The following is a 19,165-nucleotide window of genomic DNA, read 5'->3' as shown; positions in this document are numbered from 1 at the left end:
TGTCGTCAAGACCTGATGAACGAAAGCAGGTCGGGGTTGAGGACATCCGCATGCGTGGTGAGCATGCCATGGGGATAGCCGGGATAAGTCTTCAGTGAGCCCTTCTTCAGCAGGTCGACCGCACGCGGCACCGAACTTGCGAACGGGACGACTTGATCAGCCTCGCCATGCATCACCAGCACCGGCACGGTGATCTTCTTCAGGTCTTCGGTATAATCTTCGAGCCAAGAGTCGACGGTTGCGTAATGAGCGAGGGCACCGCCCGCCATGCCTTGACGCCACCAGTTCGCAATGATCGCCTCCGAAGGCTTCGCTCCATCTCGGTTGTAGCCGTAGAACGGATTCTCAGGGACGAAACGGTAGAACTCCGACCGGTTGCCCAGCACGCCAGCCCGGATCGCTTCGAACCACTCCGGCGGCTGACCGGACGGGTTGTCCTCGCTCCGGTACATGTTCGGCGTCAGTGAAGCGACCAGCGCCGCCTTCGCGACGCGCTCCTGGTGGCGAGCGACATAGCGAGCCACCTCACCGCCGCCCGTGGAGTGGCCGATGTGGATCGCGTCGCGCAGGTCGAGGTGTTCAGTCAGGGCGGCGAGGTCGGCAACCCAAGTGTCCATGTCGTTGCCGGTGACGGGCTGGTCGGACCGGCCGTGGCCGCGCCGGTCGTGGGCAATCACACGATACCCGTGATGAAGGAAGAACATCATCTGGGCATCCCAGTCGTCCGCTGTCAGCGGCCAGCCGTGGCTGAACACGATCGGCTGACCTGATCCCCAATCCTTGTAGAAGATGCTTACGCCGTCTTTAGTCGTGATCGTCGACATCGAATCGCTCCATCTGCGCTGTTAGATCTTTGTTGAAAAGTTTGCGGACGGGGGTCTAAAGAAGCAGGCAAGCCCAAGCTGATCAGGCCACAGACCGCGCCCCCTGGCTTTCCAAAAGACACGATGTTCAGCCGCCTCGCCGGTGAGCTCTTGCCGTGGCGACACCGTTCGCCGACGCGTTATCGCCGGATCCGGCACGGCGCTATTCGTCGCCCCTGCCCATTCGTGCGCGTTTCCCGCTAAATGAGGGACACCACTCTCGATCCCGCTGCAGAATTGTCGAGGCCGTACTGAATTGCGATCACGCCGTGCCTATCGGCCTGGAGTGTTGCGATCACTCTGCTGAAGTCGATACTACGCTTCGGCGAAGACATTGTTCGTTGTCCTTTTTTGGTTGAAGACCGCGAAACGGTAAATCCCTCTTTGGCTCCTGACCAAGACCTTGTAGGCTCCAAGCTATGCCTGGAAGATATACGAGGGATCATGGAGCTCCGGCACCTGCGCTATTTCGTTGCCGTCGCCGAAGAAGGCAGCCTGCTGAACGCCGCCGAACGGCGACTGAACACTTCCCAGCCGTCCTTGAGCCGGCAAATTCGCGATCTGGAAGCCGAAGTCGGCGTCCAGTTATTGGAGCGCCAGGCGCGAGGCGTGACGCTGACCGCTGCCGGACGCGTGTTTCTCGATCATGCGCGGCTAGCACTGCTGCAGGTCGAGGCCGCAACGGAAGGGGCCCGGCAGACGGCGCAACCGCAAAGGCCCGTCCTCTCGATGGGCTTTCTCGTCGGGCTGGAGGTGATGTGGCTCCCCCAGTTGCTGCGCATCCTCCGCGAGGAAGCCCCGGATGTCGACGTGACGCTCAGCACGCAATCTTCGCCAGAACTCGCACTGGCATTGATGCGGGGAAAGCTGGACATCGCTTTCCTTCGTCCGGAGAAGGACAACGAAGGCGTCGTCTTTAAGATATTAGCGAAGGAGCCCTTGATTGCCGTGCTGCCAGCCGAACACCGCTTGGCATCACGGAAGAAGATTCGTCCGCAGGATCTCGCCCGCGAGATCTATGTCAGCTCGGCAAGAACATCGCCGGTCTTGCAAGAGGTCATACAGAATTACGCATCTCGGGTCGGCATTACCCTCAAGGCGAAGTATGAAGGCGAAAACATATCATCGGCCATGTCGCTCGTGGCTTCCACAGGCGGAATTAGCCTCGTTCCGCTCTATGCGCAGAACATGCTTGCACCGAACGTCGTCGCCAGAGCGCTCGAGGGCGGCACGCCGACGGTCGATCTAGCGTTGGGATACAATCGGACCAATCCGTCGCCCCTGCTCCGCCGTCTTTTGTCCCGCGCGGATGAATTGGTCGCAAGCGTTCAAAACCAGAGCATCATTCGCTACGTTGAAGCTGACTAGTAGCCGATGCGAGAGTCCGCTTCGGGTCACAAGCCGTCGATGATGTCGGAGCCGAACAACTCCCGCTCCGCCCTCAAAAGCTGCCGTCTCTCAGCACTTTGGGCCAAAGCTCGTCCCCCTCGCCTCCCCGTGCACGTCGGGCAAAACAGCCGCGACCATTTCCGCCACACCGCCTGTCAAGCCCACCCCGCGAAATATTCCACTTTACCGAAATTCGGATTTTACGTACAAGCGACACACCCTGGCCCGAGACAAGGGGCGGATCGCGATCGTCACGAACCGCGGGCTGGGTAGCGATGGACGCGACGGCGTCGGGCGCGATTGCATTGCAGGGCGGCTTCGGCTGTGAGCAATGGCATTCGTGCCTACGACACGGCGCCGACAGCGTCTTCGCATGGCTTCGGGTGCGAGCACACGCCAGCTCCCGAAGCGACATGCGAGGACGTGCGCGGACGAACAAGTCGTGTGGTCCTGACGCCCGGGGTCTGTGCGTCAAGTCCTGCGGTGATGTGGCGGTCCAACCGGGCGCGCGCATCAGTCATCTGCATGGCGACGGGGGCAATAGTGCATCGCTCCCCGGGGAGAGCACGAAGGACACGTTAAAACCATCGCGCAGGGAAGGCCGGGCGATCCGGCGAACCTGTGGTCCACCCCGTGTGCATTTCTGTCGCGCACGGACCTGCGGGTGCCAGCCGGCGCCCGGCCTTCCCTGCGCCCTTGTCTCAACGAGGGTGATGCGATCGGGCAAAACTCGGGCGGAACGCGCCGCGAGATCGCGAACTCTCGTCCGCTGTTTGAAACGTGTAACGGAGCGATGGCTGGGCGAACCTCACCCTCGGTGTCATCGCCCGGCTTGACCGGCGACCCAGTACTCCGAGACGATCGTGATCGAGAAGCCGCGGCGTACTGGATGCCCCGGTCGAGCCGGGGCATGACAGCCTTTCCTAGCGCCATCGCATCAGTTCCAAGGTGGAAGATTGGAACGGGAAGAATTCGCCCCGGTTAGCTCCCACTGCCGAAGAAATCCGCTTCTTGGATGTGCCATGACCGATCTATCTATCGATGCTCGACTGCTTGCCCCTGACAATGATCGGCACGGCGCCAATTTCACGGTCGTCGTTGTCGCGGCGGCAATTCTTCTGGCGGGCGCAGCGGCCTTGTCAGGCACGATCTCGTGGCAACAGGGATTGTTGTTTCTTCTCGGAGGCGCACTTGGCCTGACGCTGTATCATGCGCTGTTCGGGTTCACCTCGGCCTGGCGCGTCTTCATTGTGGCGCGACGGGGCGCCGGTCTCCGTGCGCAAATGGTCATGCTGGCGCTGGCGACGGCCCTGTTCTTTCCGGCCCTCGCGCAAGGTACGCTGTTCGGCGTCGCCGTGCATGGCGAGCTCGGCGCGGTGGGCGTGGGCATGCTGACCGGGGCGTTCCTGTTCGGCCTTGGAATGCAGCTCGGCGGCGGCTGCGCGTCGGGAACGCTTTATACCGCCGGCGGCGGCAACACCCGGATGCTGGTGACACTGGCGGCCTTCATCGCCGGATCGACGCTCGGTGCGTTGCATCTGCCGTGGTGGAGCGCGCCGCCGAACATCGGCGCCGTCTCGTTGATCGAACGGCTCGGATGGCTGCCGGCGCTCGTGCTCTGCTGGGCCGTGATGGCTGCGATCTACCTCACCACCGTCAGGGCCGAGATCGGCCGGCACGGCGAACTCGAGCCGGGAGCGCGGACGAAGCTGCAAGGCCTACGCCGCTTCATGCAGGGGCCGTGGCCGCTGCTGTGGGGCGCGATCCTGCTCGCGATCGGAAATTTCGCCACGCTGTATCTCGCAGGGCGCCCATGGGGCATCACCTCCGCTTTCGCGCTCTGGGGATCGAAGATCCTGATGAGCCTCGGCGTCGACGTCGCGTCATGGCCCTATTGGCAGGGCCCGCGCGCTCCGTCGCTGCAGCAAAGCGTCTTCGCCGACATCACCTCCGTGATGGATTTCGGCATCATCCTCGGAGCGTTGCTGGCCGCTGGCCTCGCCGGCAAATTCCATCCGACCTGGCGCATCTCCGCATCCTCGCTCCTCGCCGCCATCATCGGCGGCCTGCTGCTCGGGTATGGCGCCCGGCTCGCCTATGGCTGCAATATCGGCGCCTACTTCAGCGGGATCGCATCGGGCAGCCTGCATGGCTGGTGCTGGCTGGTCGCGGCTTTCGTCGGCAACATTCTGGGGACACAGCTCCGACCGCTGTTCGGCCTGGCCGTCGAGCGGTAGGTCTTCGTCTGCGCGCTGTTTCGTCAGACCGTCATGGCGGGACCGGCGATTGAACTCAACGCATCATCATCCGCGCGATCGCTTCCCCGATCACCACCGTCGTGAAGTGGGTGTTGGCCCGGCAATCCGACGGCATGATCGAGGCGTCGGCGACGCGCAGGCCCGCGATGCCCTTCACCGTACCATCAGGATTGACCACGCCGTCGGCGTCGTTGACGCCGGTCATCCGGCAACTGCCGGCAGCGTGCTGGATATCGCCGGTCTCACGGCGCAGCAGCGCGTCGAGCTCGTGATCCGGCAAGGCCGCAGCCTGCGGCAGCGTCAGATCCGTGTCGGCGAGCCGGATCCAGTCGGCGATGCCTGATAGCGCCGGCTCGGAGGTGATCACGGCCAGCCGCTTCACCGCATCCATCATGCGCAGCATGTCGCGGGGATCGGCCAGCATGTTCTCCTCGACGACAGGATCGATCGCGGGATCGGTCGAGGCCAGCTTGAGCGTGCCACGAGAATACGCGTTGAACAGCCCGGCGCCGATCGCGCCCGGCACGCCGATGCCGCGGTGGTTGAAAGCGATCAGGATCATGTCGCGCTTGCCGCCGTCGGCGAGGCCCGACGAATAGGTCACGCAGCAATTGGTGTGGCGGGTGTCGGGATCGGTGGGCCGCAGGTTTTCGTGGAGCTGGATCGTGGCGCGAAACAGCGGATGGTCGAAGAAGTGCTTGCCGACCGGCAGGTCGCGCTCGACCGCGATGCCCATCGCCTTCAGCTCATCCGCGGGTCCGATGCCCGAGCGTAGCAGGATCGCCGGGCTGTGGATGGCGCCGGCGCACAGCACGATCTGGCGCGCGCTGATATCGCTGGTGCCCTGCCCCTCGATGTGGACGCGGAGGCCGGTCGCCCTTCCGTCGCTGATCAGCACGCGGTCGACCAGCGCATGCCCGCGAATTTCCAGATTGGCGCGACCGCGCGCGGGCTCGAGATATCCCTCGTTGGTGGTGATGCGGCGGCTGTCGCGGCTGTTGATGGGATAGCAAGCGACGCCCTCGCCATCAGGGCCGTTGACGTCGGCGCACCAGGGATAGCCGCTCGCCAGCGCCGCATCGCGCAAGCCGCGATCGATCGGCCCCCATTTTTCCGGCGGCGCCCGATAGACCGGCAGCGGTCCGCCGCGGCCGTGGCCTGCGAGGTCGCCGAATTCCAGGTCATCCTCGATCACAGAGAACAACGGCATCACGTCCTTGGCCGACCAGCCGGTGCAGCCATTGGCGGCCCATTCGTCGAACGCATCGGCGACGCCGCGGATGGCGATCTGGCCGTTCATCATCGACGAGCCGCCGAGCCCCTTGCCGCGCCAGTAGAAGCGCGGCTCCTGGCCGGCCACACGGCGCGTCAGAATATCAGGCCATTGCCACTTCTCCTGGTACTCGCGCTTGTGGATGATCGGGATGGGATTCGGCGTCATCACCTCCCAGGGCGCCTCGTCGGCGCGCCAGTCCAGACCCGCCTCCAGCAGCAGGACGCGCCGTGCGGGATCTTCCGAGAGCCGTGCCGCAACAGCGGCGCCGGCGGAGCCGCCGCCGACAACAATGACATCGTACATCGCGCTACTTCTCAACGTTCCAGAACACCGGGATGGCGGACGGTATCAGACCGCGCAAACTGGCGCGAGAGGCGGCGGGCTGGGCGAATTGGCCCCACGGTATTGCGGGTGCCTGATCGTACATGACGGCCTGGATCTCGCCTGCGATCTTCTTGCGACCCTCCTCGGCGGGCGCCTTGGCAAAGGCTTCCATCAGCGGCGTGATGCGCGCATCGCACTGCCAGCCGGTGAAATCGGCGCAATTGAAGGCAACCATCACGTTGGTCAGCGGCGAGCCGAGGTCGAAGCCGCCGGCGTGAACGCCATAGACGCTCCAGCCCTCCTTCTTGGCGCGGCGCGCCAGCACGCTCGCCCAGTCCATCACCTGGAGGTCGACGGTGAAGCCGGCCTGTTTCAGCCGCTCGGCCAGCACCTGCGCCGAGACGCGCGGGGCTTCAAGATCGTTGGCCTCCATCACGATGACAGGCTCGCCGGCATATTTTGTCGCCTTCAGCGCGGCTCTCGCCGCCTCGATCGACGGGCTGACTGCGGCGTCAGTCCCGGCCTTGCTGTCATAGGTGGTGCCGCAGGTGAAGTACGTCGCGCAAGGTGCCGCGTATTTGGCGTCCAGGCCGAGTGCGTCCAGCACCTCGCGCTGATCGACCAGCTTCCACAGCACGCGTCTGATGGCGGGATCGTCGAACGGCTTTGATGCGGCATTGAGGCGATAAGCTCCGGCGAACATGTTGCCGCCGGTGAAATTGACCAGCTTCACCCGTGAGTTCTTCTCCATGGTCGGCAGCAGATCGAACGGCGCGTATTGCATGAAATCGACTTCGCCGGCCTGCAGCGCGGAGGCTGCAGTCGCGCCATCTGGAATGACGCGGATCTCGAGCGTATCGAGGTTGACGCGCTTGCCGCCGGCGAGGAAGTCGGCAGGCTCGGGACGCGGCACATAGTCGGCGAACTTCTTCAGGACCATGCGATCGCCGGTGCGGTGACCGGCTTTGCTGTAGACGAACGGGCCGGAGCCGACGATCTCGGTGATGCGCTGGTCGCCGGGCGTTTTGGCAATGCGCTCAGGCATCATGAAGGCGACCGGGCTGACGGGATTGCCGAGTGCGTCGATGACGAGACCAGACGGCTCCTTCAGCGTCAGCACGAAGGTTTTTGCGTCGGTCGGTTCGAGCGAGGCCGTGATCGCGAAGATGCGGCGGCCGAGCGCACTGCGGGTGCCCCAGCGCCGCAGCGAAGCGACGCAATCGGCGGCGGTGACCGGCTGGACGTCATGCCATTTCAGGCCATCGCGCAGCGTGAAACTGTAGGTCAAGCCGTCGGCGGAGACCTTCCAGTCCTGCACCATCTGCGGCTTGATCTCGCCTTTGGAATCCTTCGCAAACAGCGTGTCGAACACCATGTAGCCGAACGTGCGCGAAATATAGGCCGTGGAGAAATGCGGATCGAGCGTGACGATCTCCGCCTCGAGCACCGCGACGAGATTGCCTGCCGCATGCGCCGGTGCCGCGGTCAGCGCCAAGGCGAACAGCGCTGGAATAAAAGCCTTCAGTTTGGACATTGGTGCCTTTGCCGTTTTGACTGAAACGTTTGCAGTCGCCAGGAAAAAGCAATGTTCGTGCCCGTTCGATGAAAGCACTCATGCGCACACGGCTATCTGCCGCGCGTTTGCGCGCCACACCCTCACTGTCATCGCCCGGCTTGACCGGGCGATCCAGTATTCCAGAAAAAGCTATGATTGAGCCGAGAAGTCGCGGCGTACTGGATGCCCCGCCTACGCGGGGGCATGACACTGTCGATATGGCGACGGCCAGCCCTACCCGATCACCCTGCCGAACTTGTTCGACTTCGGGAATCCCTTCGGCGGCAGACGGCCGGCGTCGGCGCGGGAGCCTTTCCACTCGGCGAGCTCCTTCATGGTCGCAGAGAATTCGCGTCCTGCGGAGTCTTTCCAGGTCAGGCCCGTCTTGGCGTCGAACACGACGATGTCCGAGAGGCCGCCGTCCTTGTACTTCTGCAAGCGCACGCCGCGGCCGCGGGCCATCTCCGGTACCTGGTCGAGCGGGAACACAAGCATCTTGCGGTTCTCGCCGATGACCGCGACGGTATCGCCGAGCACTTCGGTGACCGTGCGCGCCTCGTTCGGCATGTCGACATTGAGGACCTGCTTGCCCTTCTTGGTGGTGCCGACGCAATCGTCCTCGTTGACCACAAAGCCCTGGCCCTCGTGGCTCGCGACCAGGAATTTGCGTCCGCCCTTGTTGACGAACAGCGTGACCGGCGCGGCCTCCGGCTCGAGATCGATGAACTGGCGGATCGGCTCGCCGTGACCGCGGCCGCCCGGAAGTTTTGCGACATCGAGCGAATAGAACTTGCCGTTAGTGGCGAACAGCAGCAGCTTCGAGGTCGTTTCCGCGAAGAACGCGAACCCGAGCTTGTCGTCCTGCTTGAAAGCCAGGCCCGAGAGATCCTCGACGTGGCCCTTGAGGGTGCGGATCCAGCCCTTGTCGGAGACCACGACCGTCACCGGCTCGCGCTCGACCAGAGCCTCTTCGATCGCGGCGAGATCGTGTTCGGGCGCGTCGGCAAAGGTGGTGCGGCGCTTGCCGAGCGGGGTCTTCGGTCCGAACATGTCGCGGACCTTTCCGACCTGCTCGCCGACCTTCTTCCACTGCTCGGGTTCGGACGCCAGCAATCCCTCGATGCCCTTCAGCTCCTTGCGAAGATCCTTGTCCTCGCTGCGGATCTCCATCTCCTCGAGCTTGCGCAGGCTTCGCAGCCGCATGTTGAGGATGGCTTCGGCCTGCACCTCGGTGAGCTTGAACGCCTTGATCAGCGCCGGCTTTGGCTCGTCCTCATTGCGGATGATCCTGATCACCTCGTCGATGTTGAGATAGGCAATCAGCAAGCCGCCGAGAATCTCCAGACGGCGCTCGATTTCGGCCTTGCGATGATTGGTGCGACGGATCAGCACGTCGCGCAGATGGTCGAGCCATTCGCGCAAGCATTCCGCGAGCCCCACGACTTTGGGAATGCGGCCCTTGATCAGCACGTTGAGGTTCAGCGGAATCTTGTTTTCGAGCTCGGTCAGCCGGAACAGCGATTCCATCATCAGCGCGGGATCGACGTTCTTCGATTTCGGCTCGATCACAATACGGACGTCTTCGGCCGACTCGTCCCTGATGTCGCCGACCAGCGGCAGCTTCTTCTGGTCCAGCAGCTCGGCGATCTTCTCGATCAGCCGCGACTTCTGCACCAGAAAGGGTATCTCGGTGACGACGACGACCCAGGTGCCGCGCGCGCCCTCTTCCTGCTCCCATCGGGAGCGGACGCGAAACGAACCGCGGCCGGTGGTGTAGGCTTCAGCGATCGCCTGCTTTGAATCGACGCAGATGCCGCCGGTCGGGAAATCCGGACCCTTCACCCATTTCAGCAGCGCCTTGGATTTTGCGTCGGGCTTCTCGATCAGATGCAGCGCGGCGTCGCAGAGCTCGGCGGCGTTGTGCGGCGGGATCGAGGTTGCCATGCCGACCGCGATACCTTGCGCACCGTTGGCGAGCAGGTTCGGGAAGCCGCCGGGCAGGACGATCGGCTCTTTCGACTGGCCATCGTAATTGGGGCGGAATTCGACCCCGTCCTCATCGATGCCGTCGAGCAGAAGCCGCGCGACGTCGGTCATGCGCGCTTCGGTGTAGCGGTAGGCGGCGGGATTATCGCCGTCGATATTGCCGAAATTGCCCTGGCCGTCGACCAGCGGGTATCGCGAGGAGAAATCCTGGGCGAGACGCACCATGGCGTCGTAGATCGCCTGGTCGCCGTGCGGATGGAACGAGCCCATCACGTCGCCGACGATTTTGGCGGATTTCTTGAACGCCGTGCCCGGGTCGAGCCGGAGCAGGCGCATGCCGTAGAGGATGCGCCGGTGCACCGGCTTCAGGCCGTCGCGCGCATCGGGCAGCGCGCGGTGCATGATGGTGGAGAGCGCGTAGGCAAGATAGCGCTCTTCCAGCGCCTCACGCAGCGGCACCTCGTGAATTTCGGCCGGTTCCTCCGGCGGAATCAATCGTTTTCCCATGCCGCCCGGTTAAACCGTGGAAGCGAATCGGGCAAGGATCGATTGGTTCCCTGTAGGCGGCCTACTGGCCGGCCCAGCCTGCGGTGAAGGTCTGGGTGGGTGGCGCGGCTTTAGCCTGCGCGGTGACCGGGGCATTGGTCAGGCACCGCCGGGCCGTCTCGATCTCGGCCTCCGTCGCGCCCTTGGACCGGGCCCATGCCTCTGCGGCTGCAGCGGAATATTTGGCCACATAGAATCTGACGACGGTACAGGAGGCACGGCGAAAGACGCCCGGCTGTTCACCCGCGAGGGCGTCCGGCGCCAGCGCGATCAGCGCTGCCGATATCACAAGTCCCTTGATCAGCATCAGGATATCCCCGGTTGGAACCCCGGGGGCAAGTCAGGGAAACCCGGTTTCGTTCCACAGCGGACCGACATATTGCGACAATGCAGAGCCGCGTCAGGCTCATGGCGCGGGCACTGTGGCCTTTGCCTGCTGTCGAATCAGCGCGTTGATGAAGCCTGCCCGCGCGTCGGAATGGCCCTGCCCGCGCGGCTCCAGCACGTGGCGCAGCAGGAAAAGGCCGGTCAGTCGAAAGCCGTCCTGGAGATCCTCGTCGGTGAGGTCGCCGTGCACCTCGCCCTGGCGCAGGAATGGCGGCAGCCGCAACAGGCGGTCGCGCCACGGCTCGCCCGCCCCGCGCGACACCGCGCCGCCGGATTTGGGCGAGACGTAGATCAGGTCCGTGGTCTCTCCGGTCACCGCGCAGTTTTCCAGCGCCAGCCCGAAGCCGAGTTCGGTGAGCATCGCCAGCTCGAAATGGATCACGTGTACGGCGGCGCTGCCGATGTCGTCGAAATCGTCCAGCGAATGTTCGAGCAGCGCCAGGAGGTTTTCGTGCGGATCGCGCTCTGGCAGCAACCGCGCGATCGAGGCGAGATGGGTGATGCCGTAGACGCCGTGGGATGATCCCAGCAGCGTCGCCGCCCGCAGCTTGAGGCCCTCGATGGCATAGGTGCCGAGATGCTCGTCGAGCCGCGCCCGCCACACCACGCTGAGGCTGTTGCCGGGCTGCAGCAGCGGCCGCATCCGCGAGCCTGCGCCGCCGCGGACGAGACCGAGATGGCGGCCGTGCGCACGGGTCAGCAGCTCGACGATGGCGCTAGATTCGCCATGCCGCCGCACCCCCAGCACGATGCCTTCGTCGGTCCATTCCATCGGTGAAGTCTAGCGGATTCCGGTCTTCAATCGTAGGGCGGATTGGGCGGGGCCGGAAGCTGAAGCGCCGCTAATCCACCCGGCGCGGCCTTACGCGTTAAACCAGCCCTGCGCGTCGCCGCGAAACGAGAAATACAGCCCCATCGCCGTCAGCACGCAGGAGACGATCTCGATGGCGCTGTCGAGTTCCATGCCCTTCTGGCCGATGATCTGGCCGAGCGAGATCACCGACAGCACGAGCGCTGCCGCCAGCACCCAGCGCGGCCAGTTCTTGCGCCCGTGCGCGGCCAGCCTGACGAAATAGACCAGCAGCAGGATCATGCCGCCGGCGAACAGCATCGACGTCATGATCATCTGCTCGGTCATCTCGGCTGTGGGCGTGCGGTCCTGCACCGCCACCGACAAGGCATCAAGCATCAACGATGCATAGAGCAACGCTTCGAAGCGCCGTACGTTGCTGGGTACGCTCATCGCTGACCGATCTTTTCTTGGTTATTCTTTGGGAAATTCCAGGCCCATCTCGCGGTAGCGATCAGGATCGTCGCTCCAGTTCTCGCGCACCTTGACGAACAGGAACAGGTGCACCGGCACGCCCAGGATCTCGCCGATCTCCTTGCGCGAGTCCGCGCCGATCGACTTGATGGTGGCGCCGCCCGCGCCGAGCACGATCTTGCGCTGGCTTTCGCGCTCGACGAAAATCGTCTGCTCGATGCGCACCGACTTGTCCTTGCGCTCCTCCCACTTATCGGTCTCGACCGTGGACTGGTAGGGCAATTCCTGGTGCAGCTTGCGAAAGATCTTCTCGCGGGTGATCTCGGCCGCAAGCTGCCGCATCGGCGCGTCCGACATCTGGTCTTCGGGATAGAGGAACGGACCCGGCGGCACGATCTCGGCCAGTGTATGCCTGAGATCGTCCACGCCGTCGCCGGAAATCGCCGCGATCATAAAGGTCTTTGCGAACGCCATGCGCTCGTTGGCGGCCTGCGCCAGCGCCAGCAGCTTCTCGCGCTGGACCAGGTCGACCTTGTTGATGACCAAAATCTTCTCGTGCTTGACGCTGGCGACCTTGGTGAGGATCGCCTCGGCTTCCTCGTCGATGCCGGCCTTGGCATCCAGCAGCACGCAGACGAGATCGGCATCATGCGCGCCGCTCCAGGCGGTCGAGACCATGGCGCGGTCGAGCCGGCGCTTGGGCAGGAAGATGCCGGGCGTATCGACCAGGATGATCTGCGCGTTGTTCTCGATCACGATGCCGCGGATCAGCGCGCGCGTGGTCTGCACCTTGCGCGACACGATCGTGACCTTGGCCCCGACCAGCGCGTTGACCAGCGTGGATTTGCCGACGTTGGGCGCGCCGATCAGCGCGACGAAGCCGCAGCGCGTCGCAGTGGGCACCTCGCCGCTTGCTTCAACCGTCATTGCCGCCGCCAACGCCTTCACGTTCGATCATCACTGAAGCTGCCACCTTCTCTGCCGCGCGCTTGCTGCCGCCAATACCTTCCGCCGGAGCGAGTCCCGGCAGGTCGACCGCGACGCGGAATTGCGGATCGTGATGCGGGCCGGTGCGCTCGACCTCGCGGTAAACCGGCGTCGGCAATCCCTTGCCCTGCGCCCATTCCTGGAGAACGGTCTTGGGATCGCGCAACGGACGCCGCGGCTTGTGCATGCGCTCGGTCCAGTTGCGCTTGACGAAGTCGGCCGCCGCCGCGTAGCCGCCGTCGAGGAAGACGGCGCCGATCACGGCCTCGCAGATGTCGCCGAGCACGCTCTTGCGCAGGCGCGCGTCGGCGCTGGAGCCGACCGAGCCGAGCTTGATGTCGTCGAGCAGACCGAGCGACTTGGCGACATCGGCGCAGCTCTCTTTGCGCACCAGTTCGGCAAGTCGCTTGGACAGCTCGCCTTCGTCGGCGTTCGGGAAGGTGTGATAGAGCATGTCGGAGACGACGAGCCCGAGCACGTGGTCGCCGAGGAATTCCAGCCGCTGATAGCTGTCGCCGCGCTTGCGCCCGGACTTCAGCGCGGAGACATGCGTGATGCCTTGCATCAAGAGGTTCGGATCGGCAAAGCTGTAGCCGATGCGTGCCTCGAGCCCCGCATTCGCATCCGAGCCCCTGGCCTTGCTGCTCCGCACCCGCTTCTTCTTTGCAGGCGCCTTGTTTTCAGGCGTCTTGATCTCAAGGGTCTTGTTCTCAAGACTCTTGGTCGCAGCTTCGCCGTCGGGGCCCGCTTGCGCCTCGGTCGGCAGGGTCGCGATGTCCTTGGCTTCGTCTTTCATCGGACGATTTTGAAGAAGCGATTCCAGCGCACCGCCCAGGGCCAGCGCCAGAACATCCAGGCATGCTCGCCTTCGGCGATCGAGAAGAAGATCATCTGGGCGCGCCCGATCAAATTCTCCTGGGGCACGTAGCCGACCTGACCGAGGAAGCGGCTGTCGGTGGAGTTGTCGCGGTTGTCGCCCATCATGAAGAAGTGGCCGGTCGGCACGGTGTAGACGTTGGTGTTGTCGACGTAGCCGTTATCGGCGCAGTCCAGCGTCTCGTAGGACACGCCGTTAGGGAGCGTTTCCTTCCAGCGCTTCACCCGGGAGACGCCGCTGCCTTCAGCGCCGCAGGGGTCCTCGCCGACAAATTCGCTCATGCGCTGCCGCTCGACCGGCGCGTCGTTGATGTAGAGCAGCCCGTCCCGCATCTGGATGCGGTCGCCGGGAAGGCCGATCACGCGCTTGATGTAGTCGGTGGAATCGTCCTTCGGCAGGCGGAATACGACGATGTCGCCGCGGTTCGGGTCCGAGCCCCAGATCCGCCCCGAGAACAGCGGCGGCGAGAACGGGATCGAGTAGTGGCTGTAGCCGTAGGAATATTTCGAGACGAACAGATAGTCGCCGACCAGCAGTGTCGCCTTCATCGAGCCGGATGGGATGTTGAACGGCTGAAACAGGAAGGTGCGGATCACCAGCGCGATCAGGAGAGCGTGGATGACGACCCGGATCGTTTCGCCGACGCCGCTCTCAGTTTTCGTTCCTGAAGTCACGCTCATTGCTCTCTCAATTCCGGCGGGCGGTCACAGCGCGCCCTCCTCCCGCGAACAGCCCATCGCTCGCGGCCGAAGGAGATTGTCCTGATTCTGATAATGAGGGCCAATTCCGGCGTAAAGCCGAATTCGCCCAGCCTGATTTGCGTCCGCGGACTTTTAGACGGTTGTCGGAGACCACGCAATCAAGGATCGCATCAAAACTGCATAAGCGCTTGATTTTGAAAGCGAATTATAAAATGATCGGGGCGCCTTCAGGGTTTGGCCAGCGGCACGGCGGAAATGATGACGAAGGCCTGTGCCAACGGCCAGTCATCGGTGATCGACAGGTCGATCTGCGGCGCGAACCCCTCCGGCGTCAGGGCCTGGAGCCGGGCCAGCGCCCCGCCCGTCAATTGCATGGTTGGCCGCCCTCCCGGCAGGTTGACCACCCCCATGTCGCGCCACCATACGCCGCGCCTGATGCCGGTGCCGAGCGCTTTGGAGCAGGCCTCCTTGGCGGCGAAGCGCTTGGCGTAGGTTGCCACCACCATCTTCTCGTTCTTGGCGCGCCGCTCCGCCTTGGCCCGCTCGGCCGCGGTGAAGATGCGGTCGAGGAAGCGCTCGCCATGGCGGTCGATCACCTTGCCGACCCGGGTGATATCGATCAGATCGGAGCCGATGCCGATGATCATGCCCGGCTCCGGCCGCGGTCCATCGCCGCGCGCATGCCGCGAACCGTCTCGGCGAGACCGACGAACAGGGCTTCGCCGATCATGTAGTACCCGATGTTGAGCTCCATGATCTCAGGCAAGGCTGCGATCGTCTCCGCCGTCGCGTAGTCCAGCCCGTGTCCGGCGTGAACCTCCAGCCCCGCTTCCTTCGCCAGCTTCGCCCCCGCCACGATCCGCCGCCATTCGGCCTCGGCCTTGTCGGCGTGGCCGTCGACGACAGCGTCGCACCAGGCGCCGGTGTGGATCTCGATCACGGGCGCGCGCAGCCGCGCCGCCATCTCGATCTGGGCGGTATCGGCCGCAATGAACAGCGACACCCGGATGCCGGCATCGTTCAGCCGCGCGATATAGGGCGCCAGCGCATTGTGCTGGCCGACGACGTCGAGCCCGCCTTCGGTCGTCACCTCCTGGCGGCGCTCCGGCACGAGGCACACCGCGTGCGGTCTAGTGGCGAGCGAAATGCGCATCATGTCGTCGGTCGCCGCCATCTCGAAATTGAGCGGCTTGGAGATCTCGGCTTTCAGCCGCGCCATGTCCTCGTCGCGGATGTGCCGGCGATCCTCACGCAAATGAGCGGTGATGCCGTCGGCACCGGCCTCGATCGCCACCAGCGCCGCGCGCACCGGATCGGGGTTGCGGCCGCCGCGCGCGTTACGCAGGGTCGCGACATGGTCGACATTGACGCCGAGGCGGAGCGGAGGTGCAGGCATTTCAGGACTCACGGAATCATAGGAATAGACCAGGACGGGAGGCGTCTATCCATTAACACGTTCGGCGCGGGCGACGACCGCCTTCGCGCGCAGTTGGGCCAGGATCGCGCTCAAATGCTTGAGATCGTAGACTTCGAGATCGATCGTCGTCTCGGTGAAATCCGGTGAGCGGCGCTGCATGCTGATGTTGTCGATGTTGCCGTCGTGCTCGGCGATCACGGTCGCGATCTGCGCCAGCGCGCCGGGCTCGTTGACGTTCTCGACCTTGATGCGGGCCGGGAAGCGCTGCGGCGCGGAGTCCTCGATGTCCCAGCGCACGTCGAGCCAGCGCTCCGGCTCTTCCTCGAAATCCTTCAGGGCCGGCGCCTGGATCGGGTAGATGGTGATGCCCTCGCCCGGCGTGACGATGCCGACGATGCGGTCACCGGGCACCGCGCCGCCGTTCGGCGCGAACTTCACCGGCAGGTCGGAATTGATGCCGCGGATCGGGATCGCGACCGGGCTGCGCGGCGGTTCGGACGACTTCTCCTTGAGCTTGGCGGCAAGCCCCTTCTTGACGCCGTAGCGCGCGATGCGCTCCTCCTTGTAGTCGGGATACATCGCACGCGCGACGTGGGAGGCCTTGATCTCGCCGCGCCCCACGGCCGCCATGACATCCTCGATCGACGTCCGCGCGAGCCGCGGCAGCGCGCCCTTGAGCTTGTCGTCGGCATATTCGATCTTGGCGCGCTCGAACAGGCGCTCGACGATCCGTCGGCCGAGACCGACATATTGATCGCGCACCGCGGTCCTGGTGGCGCGGCGGATCGCGGCGCGCGCCTTTCCGGTGACCGCGAGTGTTTCCCATGCGGACGGCGGCGCCGCTTGCGCTTCCGAGGTCAGCACCTCGACTTCGTCGCCGTTCTGGAGCTCCGATGACAGCGGCGCAAACTGGCCGTTGATCTTGCAGCCCACTGCGCTGTTGCCGACGTCGGTATGCACGGCATAGGCGAAGTCGATCACGTTGGCATGGCGCGGCAGCGCGATCAGCTTGCCCTTCGGGGTGAAGCAGAACACCTGGTCGTGGAACAGCTCGAGCTTGGTGTGCTCGAGGAATTCCTCGGGGTTGGCGCTCTCCGAGAGGATGCCGATGGTGTGGCGCAACCAGGCGAACGCATTGGACTCGCGCTTGAGGAATTCGGTCGGCGAGCCCACGCCTTCCTTGTAGAACACGTGCGCGGCGATGCCGCGCTCGGCGATCTGGTCCATCGCCTCGGTGCGGATCTGCAACTCGACGCGCTGGTTGCCGGGGCCGATCACGGTGGTGTGGATCGAGCGATAATCGTTCTGCTTCGGCGTCGAGATGTAGTCCTTGAACCGCCCGGGCACGACCGGCCAGTTGGTGTGGACGATGCCGAGCGCGCGATAGCAGGCTTCGATATCGTTGACGACGACGCGGAAGCCGAAGATGTCGGACAATTGCTCGAAGCCGACCGACTTGCGCTCCATCTTGGTCCAGATCGAAAATGGCTTCTTGCGGCGGCCATAGACCCGCGCCCCAAGACCCCGGTGGCGCAGATTGTTGGAGAGCTGGTCCTCGATTTCGCCGATCAGGTTGCGGTTGCGCTCCGCCAGCGCATCGAGCCGCTGCATCACCACCGAATAGGCTTCCGGGTCGAGGGTCCGGAACGACAGGTCCTCCAGCTCCTCGCGCATCTCCTGCATGCCCATGCGCCCTGCCAGCGGCGCATAGATGTCGAGCGTCTCCTCGGCAATGCGCCGTCGCGATTCCGTCGGCACGAAGTCCAGCGTGCGCATGTTGTGCAGGCGATCGGCGAGCTTCACCAGGAGCACGCGAACGTCGTCGGCAATCGCCAGCAACAATTTGCGCAGATTTTCGGCCTGCTTGGCCTCCCGCGACACCAGCTCCAGCCGCTTCAGCTTGGTCAGGCCCTCGACCAGCGCGCCGATCTCGGGCCCGAAGATCTGGTCGATCTCGGCCCGCGTCGCTTCGGTGTCCTCGATCGTGTCGTGGAGCAGCGCAGCCACGATGGTGGCGTCGTCGAGCTTCAGGTCGGTCAGAATCGCCGCCACTTCGAGCGGATGGGAGAAGTACGGGTCGCCCGAGGCGCGGGTCTGCGAGCCATGCGCTTTCATGGCGTAGACATAGGCGCGGTTCAGCAAATCTTCGTCGGTGTTGGGATTGTAGGACCTGACACGCTCGACGAGGTCATATTGACGCATCATGCGGGCGCGAGGCTTCGCCGGGCGTGCCACCGGCGCAGTCGGGGCCACGGCAACCGATTCGGTTGCGGCCTGCATCTGCGCTGGTGTGCGGCGTCGATATACCATGCCGTCCTGCCTTCAAACGGACCACGACACAGCCCGTTGTATACATCTTAGCGCCGATCGCGCGCGTGTCCGATCAATTCAGTGACAGGGACAGGCGCGAACCGACGACGCTATGGTAACCACGAAAACGCCAACAAAAGCAAAGGCCCGAACGACGGTTCGGGCCTTATCAGATCACAAAGAAGTCGATGAGCGCGACGGGACGATTTACTCGTCTTCCTCGGGCTGCTCCTCGGGCGGCGCGAGGCCTTCGAGACCCTTCAGGAGCTCTTCTTCTGTCATGCGCTCCACGGCGACTTCGGTATCGTCTGCATCCACGCTTGCACCGGCGGAACCGATCAGCGGCACAGTGTCCGGCTCGGGCTCGTCGACCTCGACGAACTTCTGCAGCGAATGCACCAGCTCCTCGCGGAGGTCCTCCGGCGAAATGGTGGTCTCTGCAATTTCGCGCAAAGACACAACAGGGTTCTTGTCGTTATCGCGGTCAACCGTTAGTTGTGAACCAGACGAAATCATGCGGGCGCGGTGGGCGGCCAGCAGGACCAGGTCAAACCGGTTGTCGACCTTGTCGATACAATCTTCTACGGTGACGCGAGCCATCGACTGTCGCTCCGTTGTGGGTGGGACGAAATATGTGGATGAATGCCGCTAGTTATAGGGGCCGGGAGGGTTTCGCAAGGCCAATTTGTGATTTGGCCTCGCCAAACGGCTCTGCTACCCCCACATTGGGGCTGGGATGGGTGGTTTCCCGGGTTGTTGGCGACGGCAGCGCCGGGTCTATGCAAGTTGGCCATAACTATACCTTGATTGCCCCGACTTCTCCGGATTTGCGGTTTCGACGGGTTTCGGCGGGACTTTAGAAGTGCGCGGCTTGCTGTCGCCGCGCCAACAATAAACGATCAATCACGAACTCTACGCGAGCAAACTGAATGTCACCTTCCTCTACCGACAAGATCGCGCTCTTCATCGATGGAGCCAATCTCTACGCGACGGCGAAAACTCTGGGCTTCGACATCGATTACAAG

The 19,165-nt window shown here is 64.0% G+C and carries 16 protein-coding genes and 1 pseudogene; 3 read left to right on the top strand and 14 right to left on the bottom strand.

All coding sequences use genetic code 11. From position 1 onward, the window contains the following. Positions 1-5: 5 nt before the first annotated feature. The gene (locus AC0L27_RS19450; RefSeq protein WP_354210749.1) at positions 6-824 is read right to left on the bottom strand and encodes an alpha/beta fold hydrolase; all 819 of its coding nucleotides are present in this window, start codon (positions 822-824) and stop codon (positions 6-8) included. A 483-nt stretch (positions 825-1,307) separates the two neighbouring features. On the opposite strand from AC0L27_RS19450, the gene AC0L27_RS19445 reads away from it, so the two are divergent. Both AC0L27_RS19445 and AC0L27_RS19440 read left to right on the top strand, forming a co-directional pair. Further along, the gene (locus AC0L27_RS19445; protein ID WP_354210748.1) at positions 1,308-2,231 is read left to right on the top strand and encodes a LysR substrate-binding domain-containing protein; all 924 of its coding nucleotides are present in this window, start codon (positions 1,308-1,310) and stop codon (positions 2,229-2,231) included. Between the two features lie 1,043 nt (positions 2,232-3,274). Then, the gene (locus AC0L27_RS19440) at positions 3,275-4,489 is read left to right on the top strand and encodes a YeeE/YedE family protein (RefSeq protein WP_473320045.1); all 1,215 of its coding nucleotides are present in this window, start codon (positions 3,275-3,277) and stop codon (positions 4,487-4,489) included. Positions 4,490-4,544: 55 nt separating this feature from the next. Here AC0L27_RS19440 and AC0L27_RS19435 read toward each other — a convergent pair whose 3' ends face one another. The 13 genes from AC0L27_RS19435 to rpoZ form a co-directional block, all read right to left on the bottom strand. Continuing rightward, complete coding sequence (locus tag AC0L27_RS19435; protein ID WP_354210746.1) at positions 4,545-6,089, bottom strand: GMC family oxidoreductase; 1,545 nt, start codon at positions 6,087-6,089, stop codon at positions 4,545-4,547. Between the two features lie 4 nt (positions 6,090-6,093). Next, the gene (locus AC0L27_RS19430) at positions 6,094-7,644 is read right to left on the bottom strand and encodes an ABC transporter substrate-binding protein (protein WP_354210745.1); all 1,551 of its coding nucleotides are present in this window, start codon (positions 7,642-7,644) and stop codon (positions 6,094-6,096) included. A gap of 255 nt (positions 7,645-7,899) precedes the next feature. Beyond that, positions 7,900-10,158, bottom strand: coding sequence for a DNA topoisomerase IV subunit A (gene parC, locus AC0L27_RS19425; protein WP_354210744.1), 2,259 nt, complete (start codon positions 10,156-10,158; stop codon positions 7,900-7,902). Between the two features lie 61 nt (positions 10,159-10,219). Next, the gene (locus AC0L27_RS19420; RefSeq protein ID WP_354210743.1) at positions 10,220-10,504 is read right to left on the bottom strand and encodes a hypothetical protein; all 285 of its coding nucleotides are present in this window, start codon (positions 10,502-10,504) and stop codon (positions 10,220-10,222) included. A 99-nt stretch (positions 10,505-10,603) separates the two neighbouring features. After that, entirely contained in the window at positions 10,604-11,356 is a 753-nt protein-coding gene (gene recO, locus AC0L27_RS19415) for a DNA repair protein RecO (protein ID WP_473320043.1), read from the bottom strand. A gap of 90 nt (positions 11,357-11,446) precedes the next feature. Beyond that, entirely contained in the window at positions 11,447-11,827 is a 381-nt protein-coding gene (locus tag AC0L27_RS19410; protein ID WP_275167881.1) for a hypothetical protein, read from the bottom strand. 21 nt (positions 11,828-11,848) lie between these two features. Then, complete coding sequence (gene era, locus AC0L27_RS19405) at positions 11,849-12,775, bottom strand: GTPase Era (protein WP_354210741.1); 927 nt, start codon at positions 12,773-12,775, stop codon at positions 11,849-11,851. After that, complete coding sequence (gene rnc, locus AC0L27_RS19400) at positions 12,765-13,631, bottom strand: ribonuclease III (protein WP_275167882.1); 867 nt, start codon at positions 13,629-13,631, stop codon at positions 12,765-12,767. Before rnc ends, era begins: the two co-directional genes overlap by 11 nt. Beyond that, positions 13,628-14,392 carry a signal peptidase I gene (gene lepB / locus AC0L27_RS19395; protein WP_275167883.1) on the bottom strand — a complete coding sequence of 255 codons (765 nt, stop codon included), beginning with the start codon at positions 14,390-14,392 and terminating at the stop codon, positions 13,628-13,630. Before lepB ends, rnc begins: the two co-directional genes overlap by 4 nt. 248 nt (positions 14,393-14,640) lie before the next feature. Beyond that, entirely contained in the window at positions 14,641-15,060 is a 420-nt protein-coding gene (acpS, locus tag AC0L27_RS19390; protein WP_354210740.1) for a holo-ACP synthase, read from the bottom strand. Beyond that, positions 15,057-15,809 (bottom strand): pyridoxine 5'-phosphate synthase, encoded by a 753-nt coding sequence (locus AC0L27_RS19385; RefSeq protein ID WP_354210739.1) that lies wholly within the window; start codon positions 15,807-15,809, stop codon positions 15,057-15,059. The genes acpS and AC0L27_RS19385 overlap by 4 nt, the downstream gene beginning before the upstream one ends. Before the next feature lie 45 nt (positions 15,810-15,854). Further along, entirely contained in the window at positions 15,855-18,140 is a 2,286-nt protein-coding gene (locus AC0L27_RS19380; protein ID WP_275167885.1) for a RelA/SpoT family protein, read from the bottom strand. Between the two features lie 207 nt (positions 18,141-18,347). After that, positions 18,348-18,740, bottom strand: a complete 393-nt coding sequence (gene rpoZ / locus AC0L27_RS19375; protein WP_007603391.1) for a DNA-directed RNA polymerase subunit omega — start codon at positions 18,738-18,740, stop codon at positions 18,348-18,350. 329 nt (positions 18,741-19,069) lie between these two features. Here rpoZ and AC0L27_RS19370 point away from each other — a divergent pair. Further along, positions 19,070-19,165 (top strand): annotated as a pseudogene (locus AC0L27_RS19370) (LabA-like NYN domain-containing protein); the annotation flags it as partial.

Source organism: Bradyrhizobium sp. Ken51 (assembly GCF_055807435.1).
The sequence above is the reverse complement of the archived record's forward strand: the minus strand, read 5'-3'. Positions and strand labels throughout refer to the sequence as shown.

Bases quoted from the DNA above. Each gene is read 5' to 3' on its own strand.
- lepB (WP_275167883.1), bottom strand. From the start codon at position 14,392: ATGAGCGTGACTTCAGGAACGAAAACTGAGAGCGGCGTCGGCGAAACG.
- AC0L27_RS19450 (WP_354210749.1), bottom strand. From the start codon at position 824: ATGTCGACGATCACGACTAAAGACGGCGTAAGCATCTTCTACAAGGAT.
- acpS (WP_354210740.1), bottom strand. From the start codon at position 15,060: ATGATCATCGGCATCGGCTCCGATCTGATCGATATCACCCGGGTCGGC.
- parC (WP_354210744.1), bottom strand. From the start codon at position 10,158: ATGGGAAAACGATTGATTCCGCCGGAGGAACCGGCCGAAATTCACGAG.
- AC0L27_RS19385 (WP_354210739.1), bottom strand. From the start codon at position 15,809: ATGCCTGCACCTCCGCTCCGCCTCGGCGTCAATGTCGACCATGTCGCG.
- AC0L27_RS19410 (WP_275167881.1), bottom strand. From the start codon at position 11,827: ATGAGCGTACCCAGCAACGTACGGCGCTTCGAAGCGTTGCTCTATGCA.
- AC0L27_RS19435 (WP_354210746.1), bottom strand. From the start codon at position 6,089: ATGTACGATGTCATTGTTGTCGGCGGCGGCTCCGCCGGCGCCGCTGTT.
- AC0L27_RS19445 (WP_354210748.1), top strand. From the start codon at position 1,308: ATGGAGCTCCGGCACCTGCGCTATTTCGTTGCCGTCGCCGAAGAAGGC.
- recO (WP_473320043.1), bottom strand. From the start codon at position 11,356: ATGGAATGGACCGACGAAGGCATCGTGCTGGGGGTGCGGCGGCATGGC.
- AC0L27_RS19380 (WP_275167885.1), bottom strand. From the start codon at position 18,140: ATGGTATATCGACGCCGCACACCAGCGCAGATGCAGGCCGCAACCGAA.
- era (WP_354210741.1), bottom strand. From the start codon at position 12,775: ATGACGGTTGAAGCAAGCGGCGAGGTGCCCACTGCGACGCGCTGCGGC.
- AC0L27_RS19420 (WP_354210743.1), bottom strand. From the start codon at position 10,504: ATGCTGATCAAGGGACTTGTGATATCGGCAGCGCTGATCGCGCTGGCG.
- rpoZ (WP_007603391.1), bottom strand. From the start codon at position 18,740: ATGGCTCGCGTCACCGTAGAAGATTGTATCGACAAGGTCGACAACCGG.
- rnc (WP_275167882.1), bottom strand. From the start codon at position 13,631: ATGAAAGACGAAGCCAAGGACATCGCGACCCTGCCGACCGAGGCGCAA.
- AC0L27_RS19440 (WP_473320045.1), top strand. From the start codon at position 3,275: ATGACCGATCTATCTATCGATGCTCGACTGCTTGCCCCTGACAATGAT.
- AC0L27_RS19430 (WP_354210745.1), bottom strand. From the start codon at position 7,644: ATGTCCAAACTGAAGGCTTTTATTCCAGCGCTGTTCGCCTTGGCGCTG.